The following is an 18,548-nucleotide window of genomic DNA, read 5'->3' as shown; positions in this document are numbered from 1 at the left end:
TCAGCCTTCCCCGCGCCGTTCTCGCACTTCGGCGAGTTCGTCCTCGACCTCGTGGCTTGCTACCATTCGATCGCGCGCGCCGCGCCAGATCGCGATCGCTGCCTGCAAGAAGCGGAAGAGCAGCAGCGCCATAGAGAAGGGCAGCACCGCGTAGGGGACGAAGCGCGGCAGCTTCTCGTATTCGTCGCCGTCGTTCATCGCGTCCTCGAGGAACTTGAGGAACGGCGGGTTGGGGATGTCGTTCACCTCGTACCAGGCCTGCGGGCGGAAGCTCTCTTCGAACCCGGTGGGGAACCAGCGACCGGTCGTTTGCGGCAAGTTGGCGAAGTTGGCCCAGTAATCCCAGGAGCCCTTCAGCAGCAGGAAGGCATAGGCGATGCAGACCGCGACCGCCAGCAGAGCCATGACCTGGCGCAGCGTGGGTCCGACCATCTCGATGGTTGCGTCGACGCCGAGGTGCGCGCTCTTCTTGACGGCATACGAGGCGCCCAGCAGCACCATCCATCCGAACAGTAAGACGGTGCTTTCGAGCGCCCAGAAGATGTTGGCATTAAGGATGTAGCGTGCGATCACGTTCGAGAAGGTGATCAGCGTCATCACGCCGAGGATGCCGCCGATCAGCGTCTCCTCGATGCGGTCGACAGACGAGCGGCCGGGTGCGGGTTGCATGGCTTCTCCGAAAAGATATTGAGTTCTGTGAGGCGCAAAGAGCGGCGCGGGCCGGTGACCCGCACCACGTTCATCATCGTGTGGTCTGTCGTAGCCCGATCAGAGCCCGGCGTTGATTTCCTGGGCCGCGTCGATGTTCTCCTGGCCGACGTCGCCTTCAAACTGCGACCAGACGGGCTTCATCGCCTCGACCCATTCCGTGCGCTGCGCTTCCGTCAGCGACCGCACCTCGCCCCCGGCATCCAGGATCGCCTGCCGTGCCTCCTGGTTCACTTTCTCGCTCTCGGCGTTACGCACGTCTGTCACCTCGGCCAGGATCGTCACGAACTGGTCGCGGGTCGCCGGGTCGAGGCCGTCCAGCCAATCTACCGAGGCAACCACGAGGTAGTCGATCACGCCGTGATTCGTTTCGGTGACGCCATCCTGCACCTCAAAGAACTTCTGGCCGTAGATGTTCGACCAGGTGTTCTCGCCACCGTCGACCACACCCTGCTGCAGCGCTCCGTAGACCTCCGAAAGAGCCATCTTCTGCGGCGAGCCGCCGATCGCTTCCATCTGGGCGGCCAGGACATCAGATTGCTGCACCCGAAACTTCAGTCCGACGGCATCCGTCGGCATGTTAAGCGGCCGGTTCGCATGCATCTGCTTCATACCGTTGTGCCAGAAGGCCAGCCCCTGCAGTCCGCGCTTCTGCATGGAGTCGAGCATCTCCTGCCCGGTCTCCGACTTCTGGAACGCGTCGACGGCCTCGATGTTCTTGAAGAGGAAGGGCAGATCGAAGACCCGGTACTTCTTGGTGAAGCTTTCGAACTTCGACAACGACGGTGCGGCCAGCTGGACGTCGCCCTGAAGCATCGCCTCGAGCACCTGATCGTCGTTGTAGAGGGTAGAGTTCGGGTAGACCTCCATACAGACACGGCCGTCCATCTCGGCATTTACGCGATCCTTCAGCAGATCGGCGGCGATGCCCTTGGGGTGCTTGTCGGTATTGGTAACGTGCGCGAACTTGATTACCACCTCTCCGGTATCGCAACCGGTGGTGTCCGCAGCGGCTGCTTGAACACAGATGGCCATGGCGAGCGCACAGCTCTTTGTGGCAAGGTGTCTCATATGTCTTCCTCCCTGGTGATAAGTAAACTCCCGCAACCTGCGGGATGTTTGGTCGTTCAATTTCAGATGACGCCTCTTTGCCTGAGCGCGCCGATCTCCTCTTCGGTCAGGCCCAAGGTTGTGTGCAGCACCGTCTCCGTGTCCTGCCCAAGAGCAGGCGGCGGCAGATCGGAGGCGTTCGGCGTGCGCGAGAACCGGATCGGCGTCGCGACAGTCCGGATCGGCGCGCCGGCTGTGGCGAATTCAAGCACCATCCCGCGCGCCAGCGTGTGCGGCTCGGCAAGAGCATCGCGGATGGAATTGATAGGCCCGCAGGGAATGCCCTCGGCGCGGATCGCGTCGATCCAGGCAACGGTACCCCGCGTCAAGAACCGATCGACCAGGATCGGGAGCAGTGCCGCGCGATGGATAACGCGCGCTTCGTTGGTGGCGAAGCGTGGGTCAGCGGCAAGCTCCGGCATTGAACAAACGTGCGCGAGACGGCGAAACTGGCCGTCATTGCCGACCGCGACGACCATTCGGCCATCCGAGGTCTCGAAGGACTGGTAGGGCACAATCGTAGGGTGGGCATTCCCGGTCCGTGCTGGAGACCGACCCGTTCCGAGGCAGTTGGTGGCCAAGTGGGCGAGGGCCGCAAGTTGGGACTCGAACAAGCTGACATCGACATGCTGGCCGCGGCCGCTAACCGACGCCTCGCGCAGTGCACCGAGGATCCCGACGGTGGCGTAGAGCCCCGCGACGACATCCGCGATGGCTGGGCCGGCTTTGTAGGGTTCACCCGCCGGATCGCCAGTGACACTCATCATGCCGCCCATTGCTTGGGCGAGCAGGTCGTAGCCTGCGAGATCCTTCTTTGGTCCCGTCTGGCCGAACCCCGAGATTGAACAGTAGACGAGGCGCGGATTGATTTCGCTCAGCGAGGAATAGTCGAGGCTATATTTCTCCAGCCCTCCGACCTTGAAGTTCTCGACCACGACGTCTGCTTTTGCCGCCAGTTTCTGGACGAGAACCGCGCCTTCCGGCTTGGCGATGTCGATAGCGACGGACCGTTTGCCTCGGTTGGCCGAAACGAAATAGGTGCTGAGCGGCGGCATGCCGTCACCACACTTGAGGAACGGCGGGCCCCAGTCACGGGTGTCGTCACCGGTCCCGGGCCGTTCGACCTTGAGAATCTCCGCTCCCATGTCGGCCATGATCTGAGTGGACCAGGGCCCGGCCAGGATACGGCTGAGATCGAGAACCTTTACGCCCTCAAGCGGTTTCGTCAAGGCGTTTCCTCCCTGCCTGGCCTTTCCCGAATGCGCTCGAGGCGCGAGTTCGAAGCGGTCAAGATCAAGTTGGCAGGAGAGCGGCTCTCATAACAATTCGTAAATCATATCGACTTTTATTCCTTTTTTGGTATAGATCTTGGCATGAGCATCCCGCACATCCCTGACATCAGCGCACGCCAATTGGCCGCCGTTCTTGCTGTGGCGGAGTATCGCAGCTTTATCGCGGCTGCCTCGGCGCTGCGAACCTCGCAGCCTGCGCTGACAAGAACGATTAAGCGGATCGAGGACGTACTAGGTGTCAAGCTTTTCGAACGGTCGACGCGGCATGTCAACCTGACCCACGCGGGGCTGGAATTCGTCGCTGTGGCTCAGCGCATCACCAACGACCTGCGCATCACTGCGACCAGCATGCGTGAGCTGGCCGACCAAGAGCGCGGGCAAGTCATCGTCACCTGCATCATGTCCGTCGCCAACAGCAAGCTTCCGAAGATCGTCGCCGGCTACAAGGACCTCTACCCCGGTATCGAGGTCCACGTGCGCGACGGCATCCATGGAGCAGTGAACGAGGACGTTCGCAGCGGGGTAGCGGATTTCGGAATCAACTACCTCAAGGATACCTCCGGTTCGATCACCGCCGAGCGGCTCGGCAGTGAAGAGTTCGAGCTCGTAGCTCCGGAAGACCATCCGTTGGCCCGAGACCATGCCGGGGTCGTGCCCTTTGCCGCACTGGCAGGACATCGGCTGGTCTCGATGCCGCCGGATTCGCAGACTCGCCGCATAGTCGATGCAGCCGCGGTCGCGAGCGGCGTGCACCTCCGCCATGCAGTGATAGTAGCCCAAATCCCGACCCTTATGAGTTTCGTCCGCGCGGGTGCCGGCGTGGGCGTCGTGCCGTCCACCTCGACCCGCAGCGATCTCACGAGAGGGCTGGAGGTGCGGAGTATCTCGGACCCGGCCATCGCTCTCGACACCGGAATTGTCACCCTGCGTGACCGGGAATTGACTCCAGCGGCATCCGGCCTTCTGGCAGCAATCCGGGAGCACTGGAGCGATTGATGCAATATGTGGAATAATAATAGAAAATCAAACGCAATCGGCATAGAGGATGGGCCGCGCTAAACTTCTCCCAAGCTGCTTCACACGGATGAGAGGAGAAGATCATGAATATAGCTCAGGACCTCGGAACCGCCGCGGCGGTCGAAATGGCCGGCGATGACCTTGTCGAGTTCTACTTTGAACAGGGATGGACAGACGGCCTGCCCGTCGTGCCGCCCACCCGAGAGAAGATCGACCAAGTGATCGCGGTTCTCGGCGGCAGTCCCGACTTCGTCGAATGCAAGGTTCCTCCCCGCTGGGGCGCGCTGAATCGTGAAGTTCTTGCCGCAAATGTCGTAATGGCGGGGTGCAAGCCCGAATACGCCATCGTGGTTCGTGCGGCCCTGCTAGCGATGACCGAGAGGCCCTTCAACCTGAACGGAGTGCAGGCGACGACCCACATGGCCTCGCCCCTTGTTATCGTCAACGGGCCCATAGCTGCGGAGCTTGAGATGAACGGCGGCGCCAATGCCTTCGGATCGGGCAATCGGGCCAATGCGACGATCGGCCGGGCGATTCGCCTGATCATGCTAAACGTCGGCGGTGGCCGAGCGCCGGACCTCGACAAGTGCACGCTCGGGAACCCGGCAAAATACACCTACTGCATCTGCGAGAATGAGGCGGACAGCCCCTACGCCCCCTACCATGTCGAACAGGGCTACAAGCCCGAGGACTCAACCGTCTTCGCCATCGCCGCAGAGGCTCCCCACAGCGTGTCCGACCACCACTGCAATGATCCTGAGGGCATCCTGGATACGATCTGCTCGGCGATGAGCACCGTCGCGTCGAATACTGCCGTGCTCAACGGACACTGCACCGTGGCCCTGGGGCTGGAGCATGCCAAAACCATCTCGAAGTTTGGCTGGTCACGGCACGACATCCGGAACTATCTCTGGATGCATTCCGGTAACCGCTTCGAGGCCCATTCGCGCAGCCACCGCTACGGCACGGTCTACAACCGCAACCTGCCCAAGTGGTACAAGCGTGAGCCCGACAGTTGGATTCCGATTGTCGAAAGCCCCGACCGCATCCACCTGTTCGTTATCGGCGGCCACGCCGGCCGGTTCTCGGCCTTCATCCCAGGATGGGGCCTGATGAACACCCCCGTTCTGCGGCCGATCGACAGCTCCGTGACCCAGATCGCCGAAGATTGCGCCGACGGCGTCTGCGCCCTGTAAGAAAGGAGAAATCACATGTTGGACAACAATCGCAAATCGAGCGCCGAGATTTTTGACCCCCGTGGTGTCGTCGGCCTCGAGTCGCGCCCGACCGCTGCCCGTAAGACTTCGCTTGAGGGGCTGCGGCTTGGCATTCTCGACAATTCGAAGTGGAACGCGAACAAGCTCCTGCGCGGCGCCGCCGCCGCGCTGGCGGAAGAGGTCGATTTTGCGGCCGTCAATTACTACGTCAAGCAACACGGGTTTTCGACCGATGCGCCGCCTGAGCTGATTGAACAGATCGCGGTCGAGAACGACATCGTGCTCACCGCGATAGGCGATTGTGGCTCGTGCTGCTCATGCTGCATCCGTGATTCCATCGCGCTCGAGGACCGGGGCATTCCCGCCGCCCCGATCATCACGACAGAGTTCGTGCACGAGACCCGTCTGACGCGGATGGCCGTCGGGATGCCGGAATTGCGCGCAGTGGTCATCGATCACCCCGTCAGCTCGATCTCCGCAGAGGAGGTCGCAGTCCGGGTCGAGATGATCCGCGAGCAGGCACAGCAGGTCTGGCTCGGAACGCGCGAGGATATCTGATCTCTCACCCTCCCGGAGGGATCAGTACGGCGCCGCATTCCACGCGGCGCCGCTCCCAATGAGCCATTCGGCCTTTTGACCGGTCCAGCCGGTCAACGAGAAAATTCCCGCCGCAAGACCCCATCCGAAAGGTCCCGAAATGTCCCAACTTGCACAACGCCGTACCAAAGTCCTTGTTATCGGCTCCGGCCCCGCAGGCTACACCGCCGGCATCTACGCCTCGCGTGCTATGCTCGAACCGATCCTGGTGCAGGGGATCGAACCCGGCGGCCAGCTCACCACGACCAACGAAGTCGAGAACTGGCCCGGCGATACTGAGGTGCAGGGCCCCGACCTCATGGTCCGGATGGAGACCCATGCCAAGGCCATGGGCTGCGAGGTGATCTCGGATTACATCTCGTCGCTCGATCTCTCGAAGCGGCCGTTCGTGGCAAAAGCTGACAGTGGCACCACCTTCGTCACCGACGCGGTGATCCTCGCCACAGGGGCGCGGGCGAAGTGGCTGGGTCTCGACAGCGAGGAGGCCTTCAAGGGCTTCGGCGTCTCTGCCTGCGCGACCTGTGACGGCTTTTTCTACCGCGGACAGGAGATCGTGGTGATCGGCGGCGGTAACACCGCCGTGGAAGAGGCACTGTTCCTGACCAACTTTGCCTCCAAGGTCACGCTGATCCACCGCCGCGACGAGTTGCGCGCCGAAAAGATCCTGATCGACCGGATGATGAAGAACCCCAAAATCGAGCCGCTCTGGCATCACATTCTGGACGAGGTCGTGGGCGAAGACAGGCCGAAGGGTGTCACCGCAGTCCGCGTGAAACATGTCGACTCCGGCGAGATCACCGAGATCCCCGCCAAGGGCGTCTTCATCGCCATCGGCCATGCCCCCGCCTCGGAACTCGTGAAGGAACAACTCGAGCTGCACCACGGCGGCTACGTGAAGGTGATGCAAGGCTCGACCGAGACCTCGATCCCCGGCGTCTTTGCGGCCGGGGATCTGACCGACCACAATTATCGCCAGGCGGTGACCTCGGCTGGGATGGGCTGCATGGCGGCGCTGGATGCGGAGCGCTTCCTGGCCGAGCATAACGCGGCCGCACTCTTGGAAATCGAACCAGTGCTCTAAAGGACAGTAAACCTAGCATCTGCCCATGCCGCAGGTCGCCTTGCCTATTAAAGTTTCAGCAATATCGCCTGCCATATCTCCCCAACACGGGGAGAAAGATATGGACGATACCCAGAACTCGAAAACCTGCATGTGGCGCTCTTCAGCCGAAGAAATGAGGAGAGACTACAACACCATTGCTCTGGCCGGGTTAAGGGCCCAGCACTATGCAGGCGTGTTTCACAAAGTCGAGCGCGCCAAGAACCCAACATTTCTGGCCACCATCGAACTTGATGGGTTCGAGCGAAGGCTCGAGGTCAAATTCACCTCTATCCGTAAGCCCAATGGGCAATCTGAATTCAAAGGCATGCTTTCGGGATTACGCGTTTCCAAGGCCCATCGACACTTCGAACTTTTTCGCAAACTGGAAGGATCCTACCTGCTTCAAGGCACCATCGATCTGCCTGGCGCGTGCCTGATCATCGGCGTTCTACCGTCGATCTCGGCAAACGAGATAAAAGTATATATTTGCCACATCGAGGTCGTTCGAGACCATGAATGATCTAAAGGAAAACCCTAGATGGAAAACTCAACAATTCCGTTACCAGGCCGCGCATTTCTGCGACCAAAGGCTACGGCTGCGTTATCGCGATATCGGACACGGGGCTTCGGACGCCTTCGGTTTTTCATTCAACTTTCACGTTCTGAATAACCATCCTCCCCCTCAAGTCCAAGGGGATCACTATGGACAGCGGCGGACTCTCAAGAAACGCTCCCTTTTTCCAGCACAAATTTCAGATCACCAAATTTTCAATTTCAGGAGACATCACAAATGACCAAACATGATCGCGATCTCACACGCTCTTCGCAGAGCAGTTCTACAGCACTAGGTAATCCTTCAGACAACTTCGAAAGCTACAGCACGGACCTGTTAGAAGCCTCTTTGCAAGCACACGAACTCGCAGTCAGAGCCCAAAAGAACGTTTCGATGGCAGAGCTCTATGCAAGCGGCAGCTGGGAAAAATACGAACATCGCGCCAAGTCTCTTGCGAGAAAGCATCCCTCACGCGATCCATTTCTGGCATACCTATCGAATGATGAGCACGGCACGTGGCCCAGCCCGAACAGTCGGCAGAGCTACAGGTCGGCCCTGGTGCGCCTTGCGGCGCGCGACATTCTCGAACTTGCGCCTTCGTTCTGGCTTCAAACGGTCGGCCTTGCAGTCAGCGAAGAAGAGAAATCCGATCTGGTTCAAATGATCTCGGCACGCCTTGAGCCGGAAACTCAGGATCGAATTCGTCAAGCAAGTAAAACCATCTCCATTTTCCAGATCCGCAAGCTCGAACGCGCGGTCGAGTTCATCATCGCAGTTCAACCCGATCCCGACCACACCGCTTTGCGTCGAGAATTTCGCGCACCGTCGCCGACGGCGACAAACCCGGATACTTCCACCGCAAAGAAGAGTACTCTCTACAAGCTGAACCAACATCAGCGACGCAGGGCCAAGGTGCTTCCCGCATACGATTGGCGCAGCCATTTCTGGACTGCGGCAGTCATGTCCGACACACATCTCGACGATCACAGGCGTGCGTGTATTGCGACCTTGATACTCACCGGCTGCCGACCTTCAGAGCTCTGCGATGACCTTGGAGTGACGGTCGATGCCGTTGGCTTGGAAGACAATCAACGCCTTGCGTTCGAGATCGCCGGGTCAAAGTGCATAGAAAGCGGCGCAATTCTTCCGGGCAAAGGTCAGGAGCGGCGGTACATAGAGATCGTATGCAAAACACCGGAAGCTGCATGGCTTTTCGACCATGTTGCCGCACAGCCTGATCGTGCGGTCCGGTTGTTTCTCGGTGCCCCGACATATGACCGGAAAGGCATTGCATTGATGCCGACAGAGCGTCGGCGTCGGGTGTCGAACAAGCTCGGCAAACTGATCTGCAGGCCTGGGAAAGTTGCGTTCCCAAGGCTGCGGAGCAACCTGTCACCGTATTTATTCCGGCATGCTCTATCTTCTGATCTCCGAGCGTCAGATCATCAATTTAACCGCGGCGATATCGCATCAGCACTCGGGCATCAGAGCGAACGGACACAAAATCAATACGGAAGCCCGAATACTTCGAGAGGTTTGAATGGGAGCCGGGTCGAGCAAATCATCCATGTATCAGCGACCTCGCCTGTTCGAACATTTAAGCGCTCACGGTTTGGGCGAAATCTCGACGTCACCCCAGAGTAATCTTCTGGGATTTCGAGTGAGACACGTGAAAGTTTGGAGTCAGATTACTCATAGCCGGTATCGCCTGCCCTCTCGACATGCGGACTCAATCGCTGCCGGCCACGTCACTCCTCGGAATCTTGTATTTTTTTCTCCGCCCATTCGGCGAGCACCCGTCGGATCATTTCCGGTCGCGATGGCATGTCCGGCCGCTTTTCGCGCTCCTCGTCGATAATGCGAAGCATGTCCTCATGGAGACGTAACATCACGCCGGTCGTGTCAGATTTCGGTCGCCCGCGGTGAGTCATATGCAGAAATCCAGAATCAGGGTTGACATTAGTATTATTTAATATCATAATGTAGCGAGCAAAGCAAGAGTTGCACCTCCTGCCTCGCTCTAAACACAAAGATCTGGATTGGAGATCCCCATGCCTAAAAATATTAATATCACTTCGCCATTCACTGCGAAAGCCGGCGCTCAATCAGAAAAATATTTGTTTGACGGTTTCTGCGAACTTTTGACCCGGGTGTTGTTTGCGCTCGAAGAAGAAGAATGGGCCCAGGAGGCCGGGTGGGATATCGCGTTTCGCACATCCGTCGCAGACGCAGATGCGGCCTGGAAACTGGTCGCTCTTCAAGCCGACGAGCTGATCCGTGTCTCACCACTTTCATCGAGTGATCTTCTGCTGCGCCGGATGGCAGGTTTGATTAAACGTGCCGTCTCGGCGGCAACGGTAGGCGCGATCTGCGATATCCATGCCAAGGCCATGGAATGCCGGTTGCAGGCGTCGCAAGCGCTTCCAGCTGCAGTCCATGATCTGGCCTTCGAGGCTGAGGCCTGTCTCGAACAGATGTTCGAGCATGCACATGCCTGTGAAGCACGCGGGATTGATGACAGCATTCTGCCGCTCGCCGCGTAACCGTCACCACAATTGAAGTCAGCCGCTTTGCCCGGTCGGTGTTTCCGCCGACCGGCAGCTCAGACTTATTCACAAGGATTTTAAAAATGAAGAAACAACCACCATTGCGCGGCTTTGAAGAGCTGTTCGCTTCCGAGGAGCCGTCGTCTTGCAGCGAAGACCTGCGAAACTTCCCTAATTTGTCACGAGATACCCTCACCAGAAACGCGAAGTTTTTTGGTTTAGCCGGAGAGTACTTTGTAGACAGTATTCTGTTCCGGTTCGGACATCACACCTCAGGTCTTGCCGAAATGCTTCCCGTAGACCGAATGGTATACTGCTCAAACAATGTTCTGCGCCTCCAGGTCAAGACCGCTTGCCGACCGCGAAACGGATATTTCCATTTCAATTTGAAGAAAGGCTATCACGGGTCACCAAGCGGCGTCCGAAACTATGAGCCGGGCGATTTCGATCTCGTCGCGCTTGTCGCGTTGTCGGAGAATGTCGTGAAGTTCACTGCCGACCGGCACCAATCGCACCGGATTGCGCTCTCTGAGATCGAGAAATTGCGTGCCAGACCGTGTGCGAGCTTCGAGCATGCCGTGGCGGATCTGGGATTGTTGGACGCCTCGGCCGCAACCAACACGCTTGGAGGTCAAAGATGAAGGAGCAGCATATGAAAACACCCTCAGACTGCACGTCTGAGACCTCATCGGAATTCGCAAAACGCCTCGCGCGGTCAACTGTCCTGAGTCTCTTTGAGACCGAATGGCTCGGGTTCGTCTCCGTCGACCACGCCCCTGATCCCGATGAATTTGAGGATGATGAGGATCCTGAATTCATCGCGAACCTGCCTGACGATGTGACGGAGGCTGCCGCGAAACGGTCTTGGGAGAGCCCCAAGACTCCGCTTGCTCAGGCTATGAGCGAGGCTGAAATCGCGGCATCCATCGGCAACGGTTGCGATCCTTGGGCACAGTCTTCGCCCGCTGAAGGTAGGATGCAGCAAAAAGACGATCCGCCCGCGTCCATCATTTCGTCAGCGTTAGGTCTGAGCATGCTTGTGGACAGCGATGAGCATTTGCATGAACTTTTTGCGCCCGGAAGCGTGACGAATTTCGTGTGTCCGAAACAGTTTTTGTGGCAAATGAAGCAGATTCTCGAGCGCGCGGAAAGGCGCTGGAAAAGCCATTTGCGCAATCCGGAAGGCGCCGAATTACGTCATTTCGTGCAGGACGAAGACGACAAACGCGGCCTCAGGCTGAGTCCTCTCAAACAGGACATGTGGGGGGCTCGGCTTGAGCGAAGCCTCTCGCAAGGCGGGGCGGTCCTTCTTGTGACAACGGATGCTGGGCAACTCGATGATGCAATGAATGCACTCGTCACGCGGCAAGTGACCTGGCGGGGCATCTCATCCAACGTCGTTCTGGAGACGTTGCGGTTGACGCATTCTGCAACGGGCCAGCTGTCCGAGTCTGAAATCCGCAGCCGCATGCCGGGAGACGGGAAGCTGGCGATGTTTCAACCGGCGCAGATCGACGCGGCTTTCGCCGCGCCGACCACATTGAAAGTTGCCGATGCCCTTACGAAGATCTCAGGTAAGCTTTCGCGCCAAGTGCCGGCGGTCACGCTCGATTCCGTGTTCGGCCTCGCTGAAGTGCGGAAGTCGCTTGATCGCATGTTGAACGATCTCAGTCTTTGGCAACACGGTGATCTCGCTTGGGCAGACGTCGCGTCGAGCGCGGTGTTCCATGGGCCTCCAGGCACTGGCAAAACGACACTGGCGAAAGCATTCGCAGGGTCTGCCGGCATTCCGATTATCGCGACATCGTATAGCGATTGTCAGAAATACGGACATCAAGGTGACATGCTTGGAGCTCTCGACCGCGCTTTTGTTGAGGCAAAGCAATCTGCACCTGCGGTACTATTCATCGATGAGCTCGACAGCTTCTCGCAGCGAGACGCAAGGGCTCACAACGTCGACTACCTCCGAGGCGTCGTGAATGGTCTCCTGGAGCAGATTAATCGGACGAAAGATGTTGGCGGCCTGGTACTGTTCGGCGCAACCAATTACCTTGACACCGTTGACCCGGCAGTCGTTCGCAGCGGCCGCTTCGATCTCAAGATTCATGTTCCGTATCCGGACAAAACCGGACTCGAGGCAATCCTGAAAGCAAAGATTGGGTCCGCAATCGCAGAAGATGTGGATACTGGTGCGATTGCAGACCGCCTGGTTGGGCTGTCCGGCGCAGACGCCGAGGCTGTTGCGCGCGATGCGCTCGGACGCGCGCGGGCCGATGCCGTCCTTGTGACCCAGCACCACCTCGAGATTGCTGCAGATCAGGTTGCACCTCAGCTCGACGACGACACCTTCAGGAGGGCAGCGGTGCATGAAGCCGGTCATGTCGTGGTCATTTCGCAGCTTGGATTGCCGCTTCCAAAACGGGTCTCCCTCTCGTCTCAAGGGGGCCGAGTTGAACACATCCCTGTCAATTCCCTGACGCCGGCGACAGCCCAAATGCGACTTCAAGTCCTGCTCGCGGGTCGCGCTGCGGAGATCTGCACCTTCGGAGATGCGAGTTCCGGTGCTGGCGCTGGAGAGCAAAGCGACTTGGCAAAAGCGACGAGCCTGGCGTTGGCTATCGAACGACAATGGGGGTTCGGCGACAGCGGACTACTCTGGGACGGCATTGCAGCTGCAGACGTGTGGCGTGCGCCGTCAGATGTCCGGGATCGGGTCGAGACCCATTTGCGTCGCGCACAAGACCAAGCACTTGATCTGGTCGACAAAAACAAGGGCTTTCTTCTCCGCCTTACCGAGACACTGATCCAGCAGCGAGAGATCCATGGGGAAGAGATCGAAGCCGTCAAACGGGGGTGCACGCATTCCCCTGAAGCAGGCTATGCGATTTGAACCCAAGTTCGATTGCACTAGAGGCCGGGGCGCCAATCGCACCCGGCCTCTGGATGCTGCTCGCTAGACTGTAGCCGTCGTCGAAATCGAGGACGGATTCTGAAGTGCTTTCTCCATCAACTCGTCGGTCGAGTGCCATTCCACGACATCACCCGAACTGAGGTCGAAGAGCATGACGCCCCCTCCGAATTCAGGAACCAAGTTTGTGAAACTGTTGCAGCTATATTCAAAGCCCCAGATCCCAGTGAGGGTGATTTCGCCGCAAAGGCGCTCTATGAAATAACGTACTGCATCTATTTCAGCCTGTTCCTCCATGTCTCGCAACCAGATGACGGTTGAAGACTCTGATGGCTCGAGAACTGACACGCTGAAGCTGAACATGCAGATGGGTCGATGATGCTCATTGCGAAGAGTTTCATGCAATTCGAGGGCGGTTAAAACGTTTTCGCGTTCCTTGAGATCAAGGGTGCACGAGAATTGAATGGTATCTACAGACATATTTTATCCTTTCTTTGGAGTTCCTATTTACGCGAATATCCTTAAAGGAATGTTAAATCAGGGAAATTTCTTTGGTCTCTGTTAAATCTTGGTCTTCGCGGAGTTCATGTTGCCGACGATTAAATTCCGTTGGAGTGCGCCCCTCAGCGTGGCTCTTGGCTTTGCCTGTTGCGGAATTTAGGCAGAAGCGACTTTGTTGGGACCGGCATCGCAGACGCCACGAGTGGTATGCAACGGTAGCTGTTGGACAAGGCTAGAAAAGTCGATTTTGGAGTGCCGAGCAGAAAGCAAAGATCCGAACCGCCTGGCCAGTTCTACAATAGCGTCCCTTCCTCGCTGTATACGTGAGGAGATCACCATTTTGCGCATCAAGCGAACTGAACCGGTCATGGGCGTCAGCCCAAAGGCACACTCCAAACGGGCACGCGGATGACAGGAAGAAAGATTTCCTTTCGGCCTCGAGGAGGCCACATGATGCACCATGGCGCTTGCAGATCAAGGTTTACCCGCACCGCGTCCTGTAACTTCCATTTGAACACTTAGGTCGCGTCGCTTGCGGTCGTATCACGAACGGAATTGCAGAACGACATTTCGGTCTTCGTCATGTCTACCTGTTCACCAGTTGCCATGTCGAACGAGTAGCTGCCTCCGCCGCATTGAACAAAGATTCCGTCTTGCCAGATCTGGTGGTAGTTAAATCCCCATTTCCCGTCGAGATTGGCCTCTTCGCAATATCGCTTTATGAAAGCTACGGCTCCCTCGCAATCGCCCTTCCCCCCGATATCGCGGATACAGAAACCAGACAGACCGTGCACAATTTTGAAACTGCGCAGATTGTGCTTCGATTTACTTTCTTTCCGCATTCTCCTCAGCAATTTGATGGGACACGACCTACGGTCGCCGTCAGAGGGGAGAGGCATTGCAAAATACGTTTTGATTTCAGGCATTCTTTTTTCCGTGTTGTCTACAGAGGACACTACGGTAGCGCAGTTAAGATGACGTAAATCCAGGTGGAATCCCCAAAAAATATAGATAGATCGATGCCCTTTATTCGGATCGCCGATCGACACCATATGCGCTAGGTCAAGAACAACCATTCTCGTGGCAATGCCGGATCCATAGGAATTCCTGTACACGAAATCTTTCAAGAGCTGACGCCGGCGACATGGCTCGACTGTGCCGACCGGTTTTGCGCCTGCTTGGAAAGGCCGCATTAAACTCACGCATGGAGTTACAGTCCCAATTAACGTTCCTTTAACATTCGCACCCATGTTTCGAATGAGAAAGGAAGATCAATGCAAAGCGAAATTCATAAACAATTGACGCCACCATACCTGAGCTGTCGAAGCTTGGCAAAGTCGAAAGATGCCGACCAAGGCCGACTGGCCAACTTGAGCAAGCTCTATATCGGAGGAAACCTATGACGAAATACCTTGATGTTAATGACGTTCTTTTAGCGTTATCCGCCTCAGAACACCCACGCTATGATGTGCATCGGAACCGGCTCGAGCATGCGGTCAATCTTGCCGCGAAAGACCTTGCCAGTCATTTTGGACTGACCGCCGAAAAGGCAGAAACCGTTCTGGATTTTGGCGGCCTTTGTGTTGCCATGCGGCCCGTGCACGACAGGCAAACGTGGCCAAAGCAACTGGCAGAGCTCGATCCCGGCGGATCTTTTGATTAAGTTGTGATGTCGTTTTTCGAGATTTGGTGTTTACGGAGATTTCGCTATGCCCCTGAAGGCGGATTAAGCCTGTTCATGCATGCTCTGGATATCGAAATCGTCTTATTGGCGAGGATCATTGGTACCAAAAGTTGCGACGCTTCGGTGGCAAGCCGGCAACGTGGACGCTCAGGTGTCCGCCGGGGCAGAGCGGTTCTTGCGATTTTCACAGTGCGGCGGTCTCATACCCTCGTTTAAGCTTTGAAGCTTCGAGTGACTGCATCGATGTTATGGCCGCAGCTTCGCCAGAATGCCGCTCGATGAGCACTTGGCCCCCACGCCCAATCCGGCCCCACTCCCGCACCAGGTCGACGCCGCCAAACAGATCAGGCTGCAGGCACATGCGGTAGAAACGTCGCATGTTGAGCGACGGATCGATGCGTTTGAGATCAATGTTGGTCGGAATCATGCAAGAACCTCCCGTTCAATCGCATATATATTGCGAGCTACCTTTTAGGTACCACAATATCAGGTGGACTCCTGCGCTTCCAGCATGTTCTACTTTGGTTCAAATCCTCTTTCGCTCGCAGCATTGGGTTCGCATTTGCTCATCTGCAGACGCGGGCAAATCAATTTAATTGCAGAATAGAAGGAGCATCCTATTGGCTAAGAACATCTGTATTTTTTCCGATGGTACCGGACAGATGGGCGGGGCCCGGCCGGATCAACACCTTTCGAACGTCTACAAGATGTACCGTGCGATGCGCCCAGGTCCGGACTCACCGATCAGTCCGAAGGATCAGGTCGCATTCTATGATCCCGGTCTCGGCGCGGGAGAACGCGGCGGCATCTTAAGTCGCATCAAGCCGATCCTCGAAAGTGCAGTCGGCACTGGTATCGATCACAACATCATCGATTGCTACGAACAGATCATTGCACATTACGAGCCGGGAGATCGGGTCCTGCTTTTCGGGTTCTCTCGCGGCGCATACACGGTTAGGGCCCTGGCCAATGTCATGAACCTGTGCGGAATCCCGACGCGCATGCCGGATGGAAGCCCCGTCCCACGCTATGGCCCGGGGCTCAGGAAAATCGCCAAGGATGCGGTGACGTTCGTTTACAACCACGGCGCGGGAAAGCCGAGAACCGAGCAGCCCTATTACGACCGTCGCGAAGAGCTGGGCCGCAGATTCCGGCAGAAATATTCCAGCGCCCCGATCGAGGGCGAGGATGTCCAGGGCAACGTACAGCCGCATTTCATCGGCGTGTTCGATACCGTCGCTTCGCTCAGAACCGCCGTCGTAAGAACGCTTGTATGGGGCGTGACCATTGCCGTTGGCGCCGCATTCGTCGCGTCCCTCGCGCGTGACTGGCCTTGGGTCGCAACTGCGCTGCTCGGTCTAACGGGAGCAGCTCTGACCTGGCAACTGGCCAAGCTTCTGGTCGACAACTTCAAGTTCTTTTCGGAGGATCCCAACCGCAAGCTGAAGCTCTGGCGTCCCTCGGATTGGGCGCAAATTCTGAGGACCGGCCATTTTGCAGCCTGGAACAAGAAAAACTATGACAAGTGGCTGGACCCGGATGTTCAGCATGCTCGGCACGCGATGGCCATTGACGAAGATCGCGCTGACTTTCCAAGGGTTGGATGGGCTTCGGTCGCTGCCGCGGTCGAAACCAAGGCGAGACGCCCCGAATGGCTCAAACAGGTCTGGTTCCCAGGATGTCATAGTGACATTGGTGGCAGCTACCCCGAAGCTGAATCGCGGCTCAGTGATATCGCTCTCGACTGGATGGTTAAGGAGCTCCAGGAGTGCGTGCCTTCTATCCAGATCAACGAGCACATGCTCAATCGCGCCCCTGATCCTCTCGGCCTGCAACACCGCGAAGATGCCATGGTCTCTTTCGGTGCGTTGCGAATCCCTTGGAAAAAGGGCGTCCGGGAAGTGGGAGACGACTTCCTTCTGCACCCGTCGGTAGAAACGCGTATGAAAGCCGCTGCAGTTGTGCAAAGCGGCGATGTGAAGCCGTATCGTCCCGAGCAACTTAGGTCGCGAACCGGTCTCAGTTCATTTTACGAACAGTGATGGTCAGCTCTGGTTACAGCAGAGGTTGCAGAAGTAATGGCCTTCTGATCAGGTTGCGACCGTTTGTTTCAAACTCGCGCCCTGAGCGGCTTCGCGCTTGTCAATCAGCACAGCTTTGGATGACCATCTCATATCACCGTGGTTGTTGCGGTATGAGATCGGGATGATCACCATGGCGATGATCGCCGCGCCAATGGCGTACGTAGATCGTCACTACGATGGTCGGCGTTAAAGTCTGCTCAGGATGGCACGCGTTTCCGGCATGCGGTCAAGTGATTTTGCAATATGTTCCCGCCAGCGCGGACCGACGTCCTGTGCCGTGGTATATGCTTGTGACAAATCGTCTGGCCGATCCTCGGCGAGCGTTTCTATGAGAAACGCAGCCTGTTCCCTATCCTTGACTGCCTTTAGGCTCCCTGCCCCGTCACGCCGGCGATCCGCGATAATCAACTTGTGAATTGCGTAGCGCTCCGGACGCGGCACCTGGACCAGTATCCCTGACCTATAAATGGCCGCTGCATAAATCGGCTCCGCAATAAGGAAATTGAGATAGTTCAATGCCTGCGCGTTGACGCCAAGCGCTGGTAAGTCGCGAATGGTTTCATCTCCAAAGGCGGGTGTAAGGAATTCGACCAACTGGCCGCTGCCGCCCTGCGCCCATCGCCAGGTGCGCCCCGGATCAAGACCAGGCAAGGGATCGAATTTGAGCACAGAGAACGTCTCCGCGAGGCCCGGGTCGACCTTATCTTGCAAGGCGACGCTGAGCTTTTGGAACTGTGCAATGTCGATATCGCCGGTGTTGGCCATGCCTCCTAAGGGCAGACGTACGCCGAGCTCACCTTCATAAAGTCGAAACGCGTTCGTGCCTACGATTGTACCGCCCAGTCGGAACGTTCCCGCCTCAGCCATCGCAGACAGGATTGAGCCCGTCGCCCGATCGGTCGGTGTCATGCCTTCGGCGCGCAGCAATCGGACCAGGCGAGATCGCTCGGCCTGCCGCTCTTTTCCAGTTTCTTGCAGATCTTCGATGCGGTCGATTCGTCCACGCGTTTCCTCGTTATCTTCCCCAATATAGAAGAAACGCGTGTCGTGTCCGACGCGGCGCGCAGCGTACCAATATGCTTTGTCGCCGCGCTGTTTCAGCGTTGGCTTGCCTTTCGCACCGGAGACTGCTTCATCCCTTAAGAGACGTACAAGATCGGTATATGCACTCATTGCGATGCTGCTGAGGGAAGTCATGCCTATCACTTTCGTGTTTTGCTTGGCACAGT

The 18,548-nt window shown here is 57.4% G+C and carries 19 protein-coding genes; 11 read left to right on the top strand and 8 right to left on the bottom strand.

The genetic code is table 11. The features are described 5' to 3' along the window. The 3 genes from FIU85_RS20965 to FIU85_RS20955 all read right to left on the bottom strand — a co-directional run bounded on the left by FIU85_RS20965 (position 1) and on the right by FIU85_RS20955 (position 3,047). Entirely contained in the window at positions 1-669 is a 669-nt protein-coding gene (locus FIU85_RS20965) for a TRAP transporter small permease (RefSeq protein WP_152498380.1), read from the bottom strand. 99 nt (positions 670-768) lie between these two features. Further along, positions 769-1,779 carry a DctP family TRAP transporter solute-binding subunit gene (locus tag FIU85_RS20960; protein ID WP_152498379.1) on the bottom strand — a complete coding sequence of 337 codons (1,011 nt, stop codon included), beginning with the start codon at positions 1,777-1,779 and terminating at the stop codon, positions 769-771. 62 nt (positions 1,780-1,841) lie between these two features. Beyond that, positions 1,842-3,047, bottom strand: a complete 1,206-nt coding sequence (locus FIU85_RS20955) for a CaiB/BaiF CoA-transferase family protein (protein ID WP_152498378.1) — start codon at positions 3,045-3,047, stop codon at positions 1,842-1,844. Positions 3,048-3,191: 144 nt separating this feature from the next. On the opposite strand from FIU85_RS20955, the gene FIU85_RS20950 reads away from it, so the two are divergent. The 6 genes from FIU85_RS20950 to FIU85_RS20925 all read left to right on the top strand — a co-directional run bounded on the left by FIU85_RS20950 (position 3,192) and on the right by FIU85_RS20925 (position 9,240). Further along, complete coding sequence (locus FIU85_RS20950; protein ID WP_152498377.1) at positions 3,192-4,106, top strand: LysR family transcriptional regulator; 915 nt, start codon at positions 3,192-3,194, stop codon at positions 4,104-4,106. A 104-nt stretch (positions 4,107-4,210) separates the two neighbouring features. After that, the gene (locus tag FIU85_RS20945) at positions 4,211-5,323 is read left to right on the top strand and encodes a hypothetical protein (RefSeq protein ID WP_152498376.1); all 1,113 of its coding nucleotides are present in this window, start codon (positions 4,211-4,213) and stop codon (positions 5,321-5,323) included. Positions 5,324-5,338: 15 nt separating this feature from the next. Beyond that, entirely contained in the window at positions 5,339-5,902 is a 564-nt protein-coding gene (locus FIU85_RS20940) for a UGSC family (seleno)protein (protein ID WP_152498375.1), read from the top strand. A gap of 139 nt (positions 5,903-6,041) precedes the next feature. After that, on the top strand, positions 6,042-7,022 hold the full coding sequence (gene trxB, locus FIU85_RS20935; protein ID WP_152498374.1) for a thioredoxin-disulfide reductase: 981 nt from the start codon (positions 6,042-6,044) through the stop codon (positions 7,020-7,022). Between the two features lie 100 nt (positions 7,023-7,122). Next, on the top strand, positions 7,123-7,563 hold the full coding sequence (locus FIU85_RS20930; protein WP_152498373.1) for a hypothetical protein: 441 nt from the start codon (positions 7,123-7,125) through the stop codon (positions 7,561-7,563). A gap of 270 nt (positions 7,564-7,833) precedes the next feature. Next, positions 7,834-9,240, top strand: coding sequence for a hypothetical protein (locus tag FIU85_RS20925; protein WP_152498372.1), 1,407 nt, complete (start codon positions 7,834-7,836; stop codon positions 9,238-9,240). A gap of 104 nt (positions 9,241-9,344) precedes the next feature. On the opposite strand, the gene FIU85_RS20920 is transcribed toward FIU85_RS20925, so the two are convergent. Beyond that, on the bottom strand, positions 9,345-9,485 hold the full coding sequence (locus tag FIU85_RS20920) for a ribbon-helix-helix protein, CopG family (RefSeq protein WP_302849167.1): 141 nt from the start codon (positions 9,483-9,485) through the stop codon (positions 9,345-9,347). 162 nt (positions 9,486-9,647) lie between these two features. Between FIU85_RS20920 and FIU85_RS20915 the strand changes: the two genes are divergently transcribed. The 3 genes from FIU85_RS20915 to FIU85_RS20905 all read left to right on the top strand — a co-directional run bounded on the left by FIU85_RS20915 (position 9,648) and on the right by FIU85_RS20905 (position 13,032). Then, positions 9,648-10,139 (top strand): hypothetical protein, encoded by a 492-nt coding sequence (locus FIU85_RS20915; protein WP_152498370.1) that lies wholly within the window; start codon positions 9,648-9,650, stop codon positions 10,137-10,139. An 86-nt stretch (positions 10,140-10,225) separates the two neighbouring features. Continuing rightward, positions 10,226-10,783 carry a hypothetical protein gene (locus tag FIU85_RS20910; RefSeq protein ID WP_152498369.1) on the top strand — a complete coding sequence of 186 codons (558 nt, stop codon included), beginning with the start codon at positions 10,226-10,228 and terminating at the stop codon, positions 10,781-10,783. Between the two features lie 11 nt (positions 10,784-10,794). After that, positions 10,795-13,032 (top strand): AAA family ATPase, encoded by a 2,238-nt coding sequence (locus FIU85_RS20905; RefSeq protein ID WP_172978958.1) that lies wholly within the window; start codon positions 10,795-10,797, stop codon positions 13,030-13,032. Between the two features lie 63 nt (positions 13,033-13,095). On the opposite strand, the gene FIU85_RS20900 is transcribed toward FIU85_RS20905, so the two are convergent. Then, positions 13,096-13,530: a hypothetical protein gene (locus FIU85_RS20900; RefSeq protein WP_152498367.1), complete on the bottom strand. Its 435-nt coding sequence runs from the start codon at positions 13,528-13,530 to the stop codon at positions 13,096-13,098. Between the two features lie 539 nt (positions 13,531-14,069). Further along, the gene (locus tag FIU85_RS20895) at positions 14,070-14,627 is read right to left on the bottom strand and encodes a hypothetical protein (protein ID WP_172978957.1); all 558 of its coding nucleotides are present in this window, start codon (positions 14,625-14,627) and stop codon (positions 14,070-14,072) included. 323 nt (positions 14,628-14,950) lie between these two features. Between FIU85_RS20895 and FIU85_RS20890 the strand changes: the two genes are divergently transcribed. After that, positions 14,951-15,214, top strand: a complete 264-nt coding sequence (locus FIU85_RS20890; RefSeq protein WP_152498365.1) for a hypothetical protein — start codon at positions 14,951-14,953, stop codon at positions 15,212-15,214. Positions 15,215-15,419: 205 nt separating this feature from the next. Here the strand turns inward: FIU85_RS20890 and FIU85_RS20885 are convergent, their stop codons facing one another. Further along, positions 15,420-15,662, bottom strand: coding sequence for a WGR domain-containing protein (locus tag FIU85_RS20885; RefSeq protein ID WP_152498364.1), 243 nt, complete (start codon positions 15,660-15,662; stop codon positions 15,420-15,422). A gap of 193 nt (positions 15,663-15,855) precedes the next feature. On the opposite strand from FIU85_RS20885, the gene FIU85_RS20880 reads away from it, so the two are divergent. Further along, positions 15,856-17,277 carry a DUF2235 domain-containing protein gene (locus tag FIU85_RS20880; RefSeq protein ID WP_152498363.1) on the top strand — a complete coding sequence of 474 codons (1,422 nt, stop codon included), beginning with the start codon at positions 15,856-15,858 and terminating at the stop codon, positions 17,275-17,277. Positions 17,278-17,505: 228 nt separating this feature from the next. Here the strand turns inward: FIU85_RS20880 and FIU85_RS20875 are convergent, their stop codons facing one another. Further along, complete coding sequence (locus FIU85_RS20875; protein WP_172978956.1) at positions 17,506-18,516, bottom strand: GSU2403 family nucleotidyltransferase fold protein; 1,011 nt, start codon at positions 18,514-18,516, stop codon at positions 17,506-17,508. Between the last annotated feature and the right edge of the window lie 32 nt (positions 18,517-18,548).

The sequence above is a fragment of the Roseovarius sp. THAF8 genome (assembly GCF_009363735.1).
Lineage (GTDB): Bacteria > Pseudomonadota > Alphaproteobacteria > Rhodobacterales > Rhodobacteraceae > Roseovarius.
The sequence above is the reverse complement of the archived record's forward strand: the minus strand, read 5'-3'. Positions and strand labels throughout refer to the sequence as shown.

What these genes read in the sequence shown, in the direction of transcription:
- FIU85_RS20940 (WP_152498375.1), top strand. Translation starts at nt 5,339, where the DNA reads ATGTTGGACAACAATCGCAAATCGAGCGCCGAGATTTTTGACCCCCGT.
- FIU85_RS20925 (WP_152498372.1), top strand. Translation starts at nt 7,834, where the DNA reads ATGACCAAACATGATCGCGATCTCACACGCTCTTCGCAGAGCAGTTCT.
- FIU85_RS20895 (WP_172978957.1), bottom strand. Translation starts at nt 14,627, where the DNA reads ATGGTTGTTCTTGACCTAGCGCATATGGTGTCGATCGGCGATCCGAAT.
- FIU85_RS20930 (WP_152498373.1), top strand. Translation starts at nt 7,123, where the DNA reads ATGGACGATACCCAGAACTCGAAAACCTGCATGTGGCGCTCTTCAGCC.
- FIU85_RS20885 (WP_152498364.1), bottom strand. Translation starts at nt 15,662, where the DNA reads ATGATTCCGACCAACATTGATCTCAAACGCATCGATCCGTCGCTCAAC.
- FIU85_RS20905 (WP_172978958.1), top strand. Translation starts at nt 10,795, where the DNA reads ATGAAAACACCCTCAGACTGCACGTCTGAGACCTCATCGGAATTCGCA.
- FIU85_RS20960 (WP_152498379.1), bottom strand. Translation starts at nt 1,779, where the DNA reads ATGAGACACCTTGCCACAAAGAGCTGTGCGCTCGCCATGGCCATCTGT.
- FIU85_RS20890 (WP_152498365.1), top strand. Translation starts at nt 14,951, where the DNA reads ATGACGAAATACCTTGATGTTAATGACGTTCTTTTAGCGTTATCCGCC.
- FIU85_RS20945 (WP_152498376.1), top strand. Translation starts at nt 4,211, where the DNA reads ATGAATATAGCTCAGGACCTCGGAACCGCCGCGGCGGTCGAAATGGCC.
- FIU85_RS20900 (WP_152498367.1), bottom strand. Translation starts at nt 13,530, where the DNA reads ATGTCTGTAGATACCATTCAATTCTCGTGCACCCTTGATCTCAAGGAA.
- FIU85_RS20875 (WP_172978956.1), bottom strand. Translation starts at nt 18,516, where the DNA reads ATGACTTCCCTCAGCAGCATCGCAATGAGTGCATATACCGATCTTGTA.
- trxB (WP_152498374.1), top strand. Translation starts at nt 6,042, where the DNA reads ATGTCCCAACTTGCACAACGCCGTACCAAAGTCCTTGTTATCGGCTCC.
- FIU85_RS20950 (WP_152498377.1), top strand. Translation starts at nt 3,192, where the DNA reads ATGAGCATCCCGCACATCCCTGACATCAGCGCACGCCAATTGGCCGCC.
- FIU85_RS20915 (WP_152498370.1), top strand. Translation starts at nt 9,648, where the DNA reads ATGCCTAAAAATATTAATATCACTTCGCCATTCACTGCGAAAGCCGGC.
- FIU85_RS20965 (WP_152498380.1), bottom strand. Translation starts at nt 669, where the DNA reads ATGCAACCCGCACCCGGCCGCTCGTCTGTCGACCGCATCGAGGAGACG.
- FIU85_RS20910 (WP_152498369.1), top strand. Translation starts at nt 10,226, where the DNA reads ATGAAGAAACAACCACCATTGCGCGGCTTTGAAGAGCTGTTCGCTTCC.
- FIU85_RS20920 (WP_302849167.1), bottom strand. Translation starts at nt 9,485, where the DNA reads ATGTTACGTCTCCATGAGGACATGCTTCGCATTATCGACGAGGAGCGC.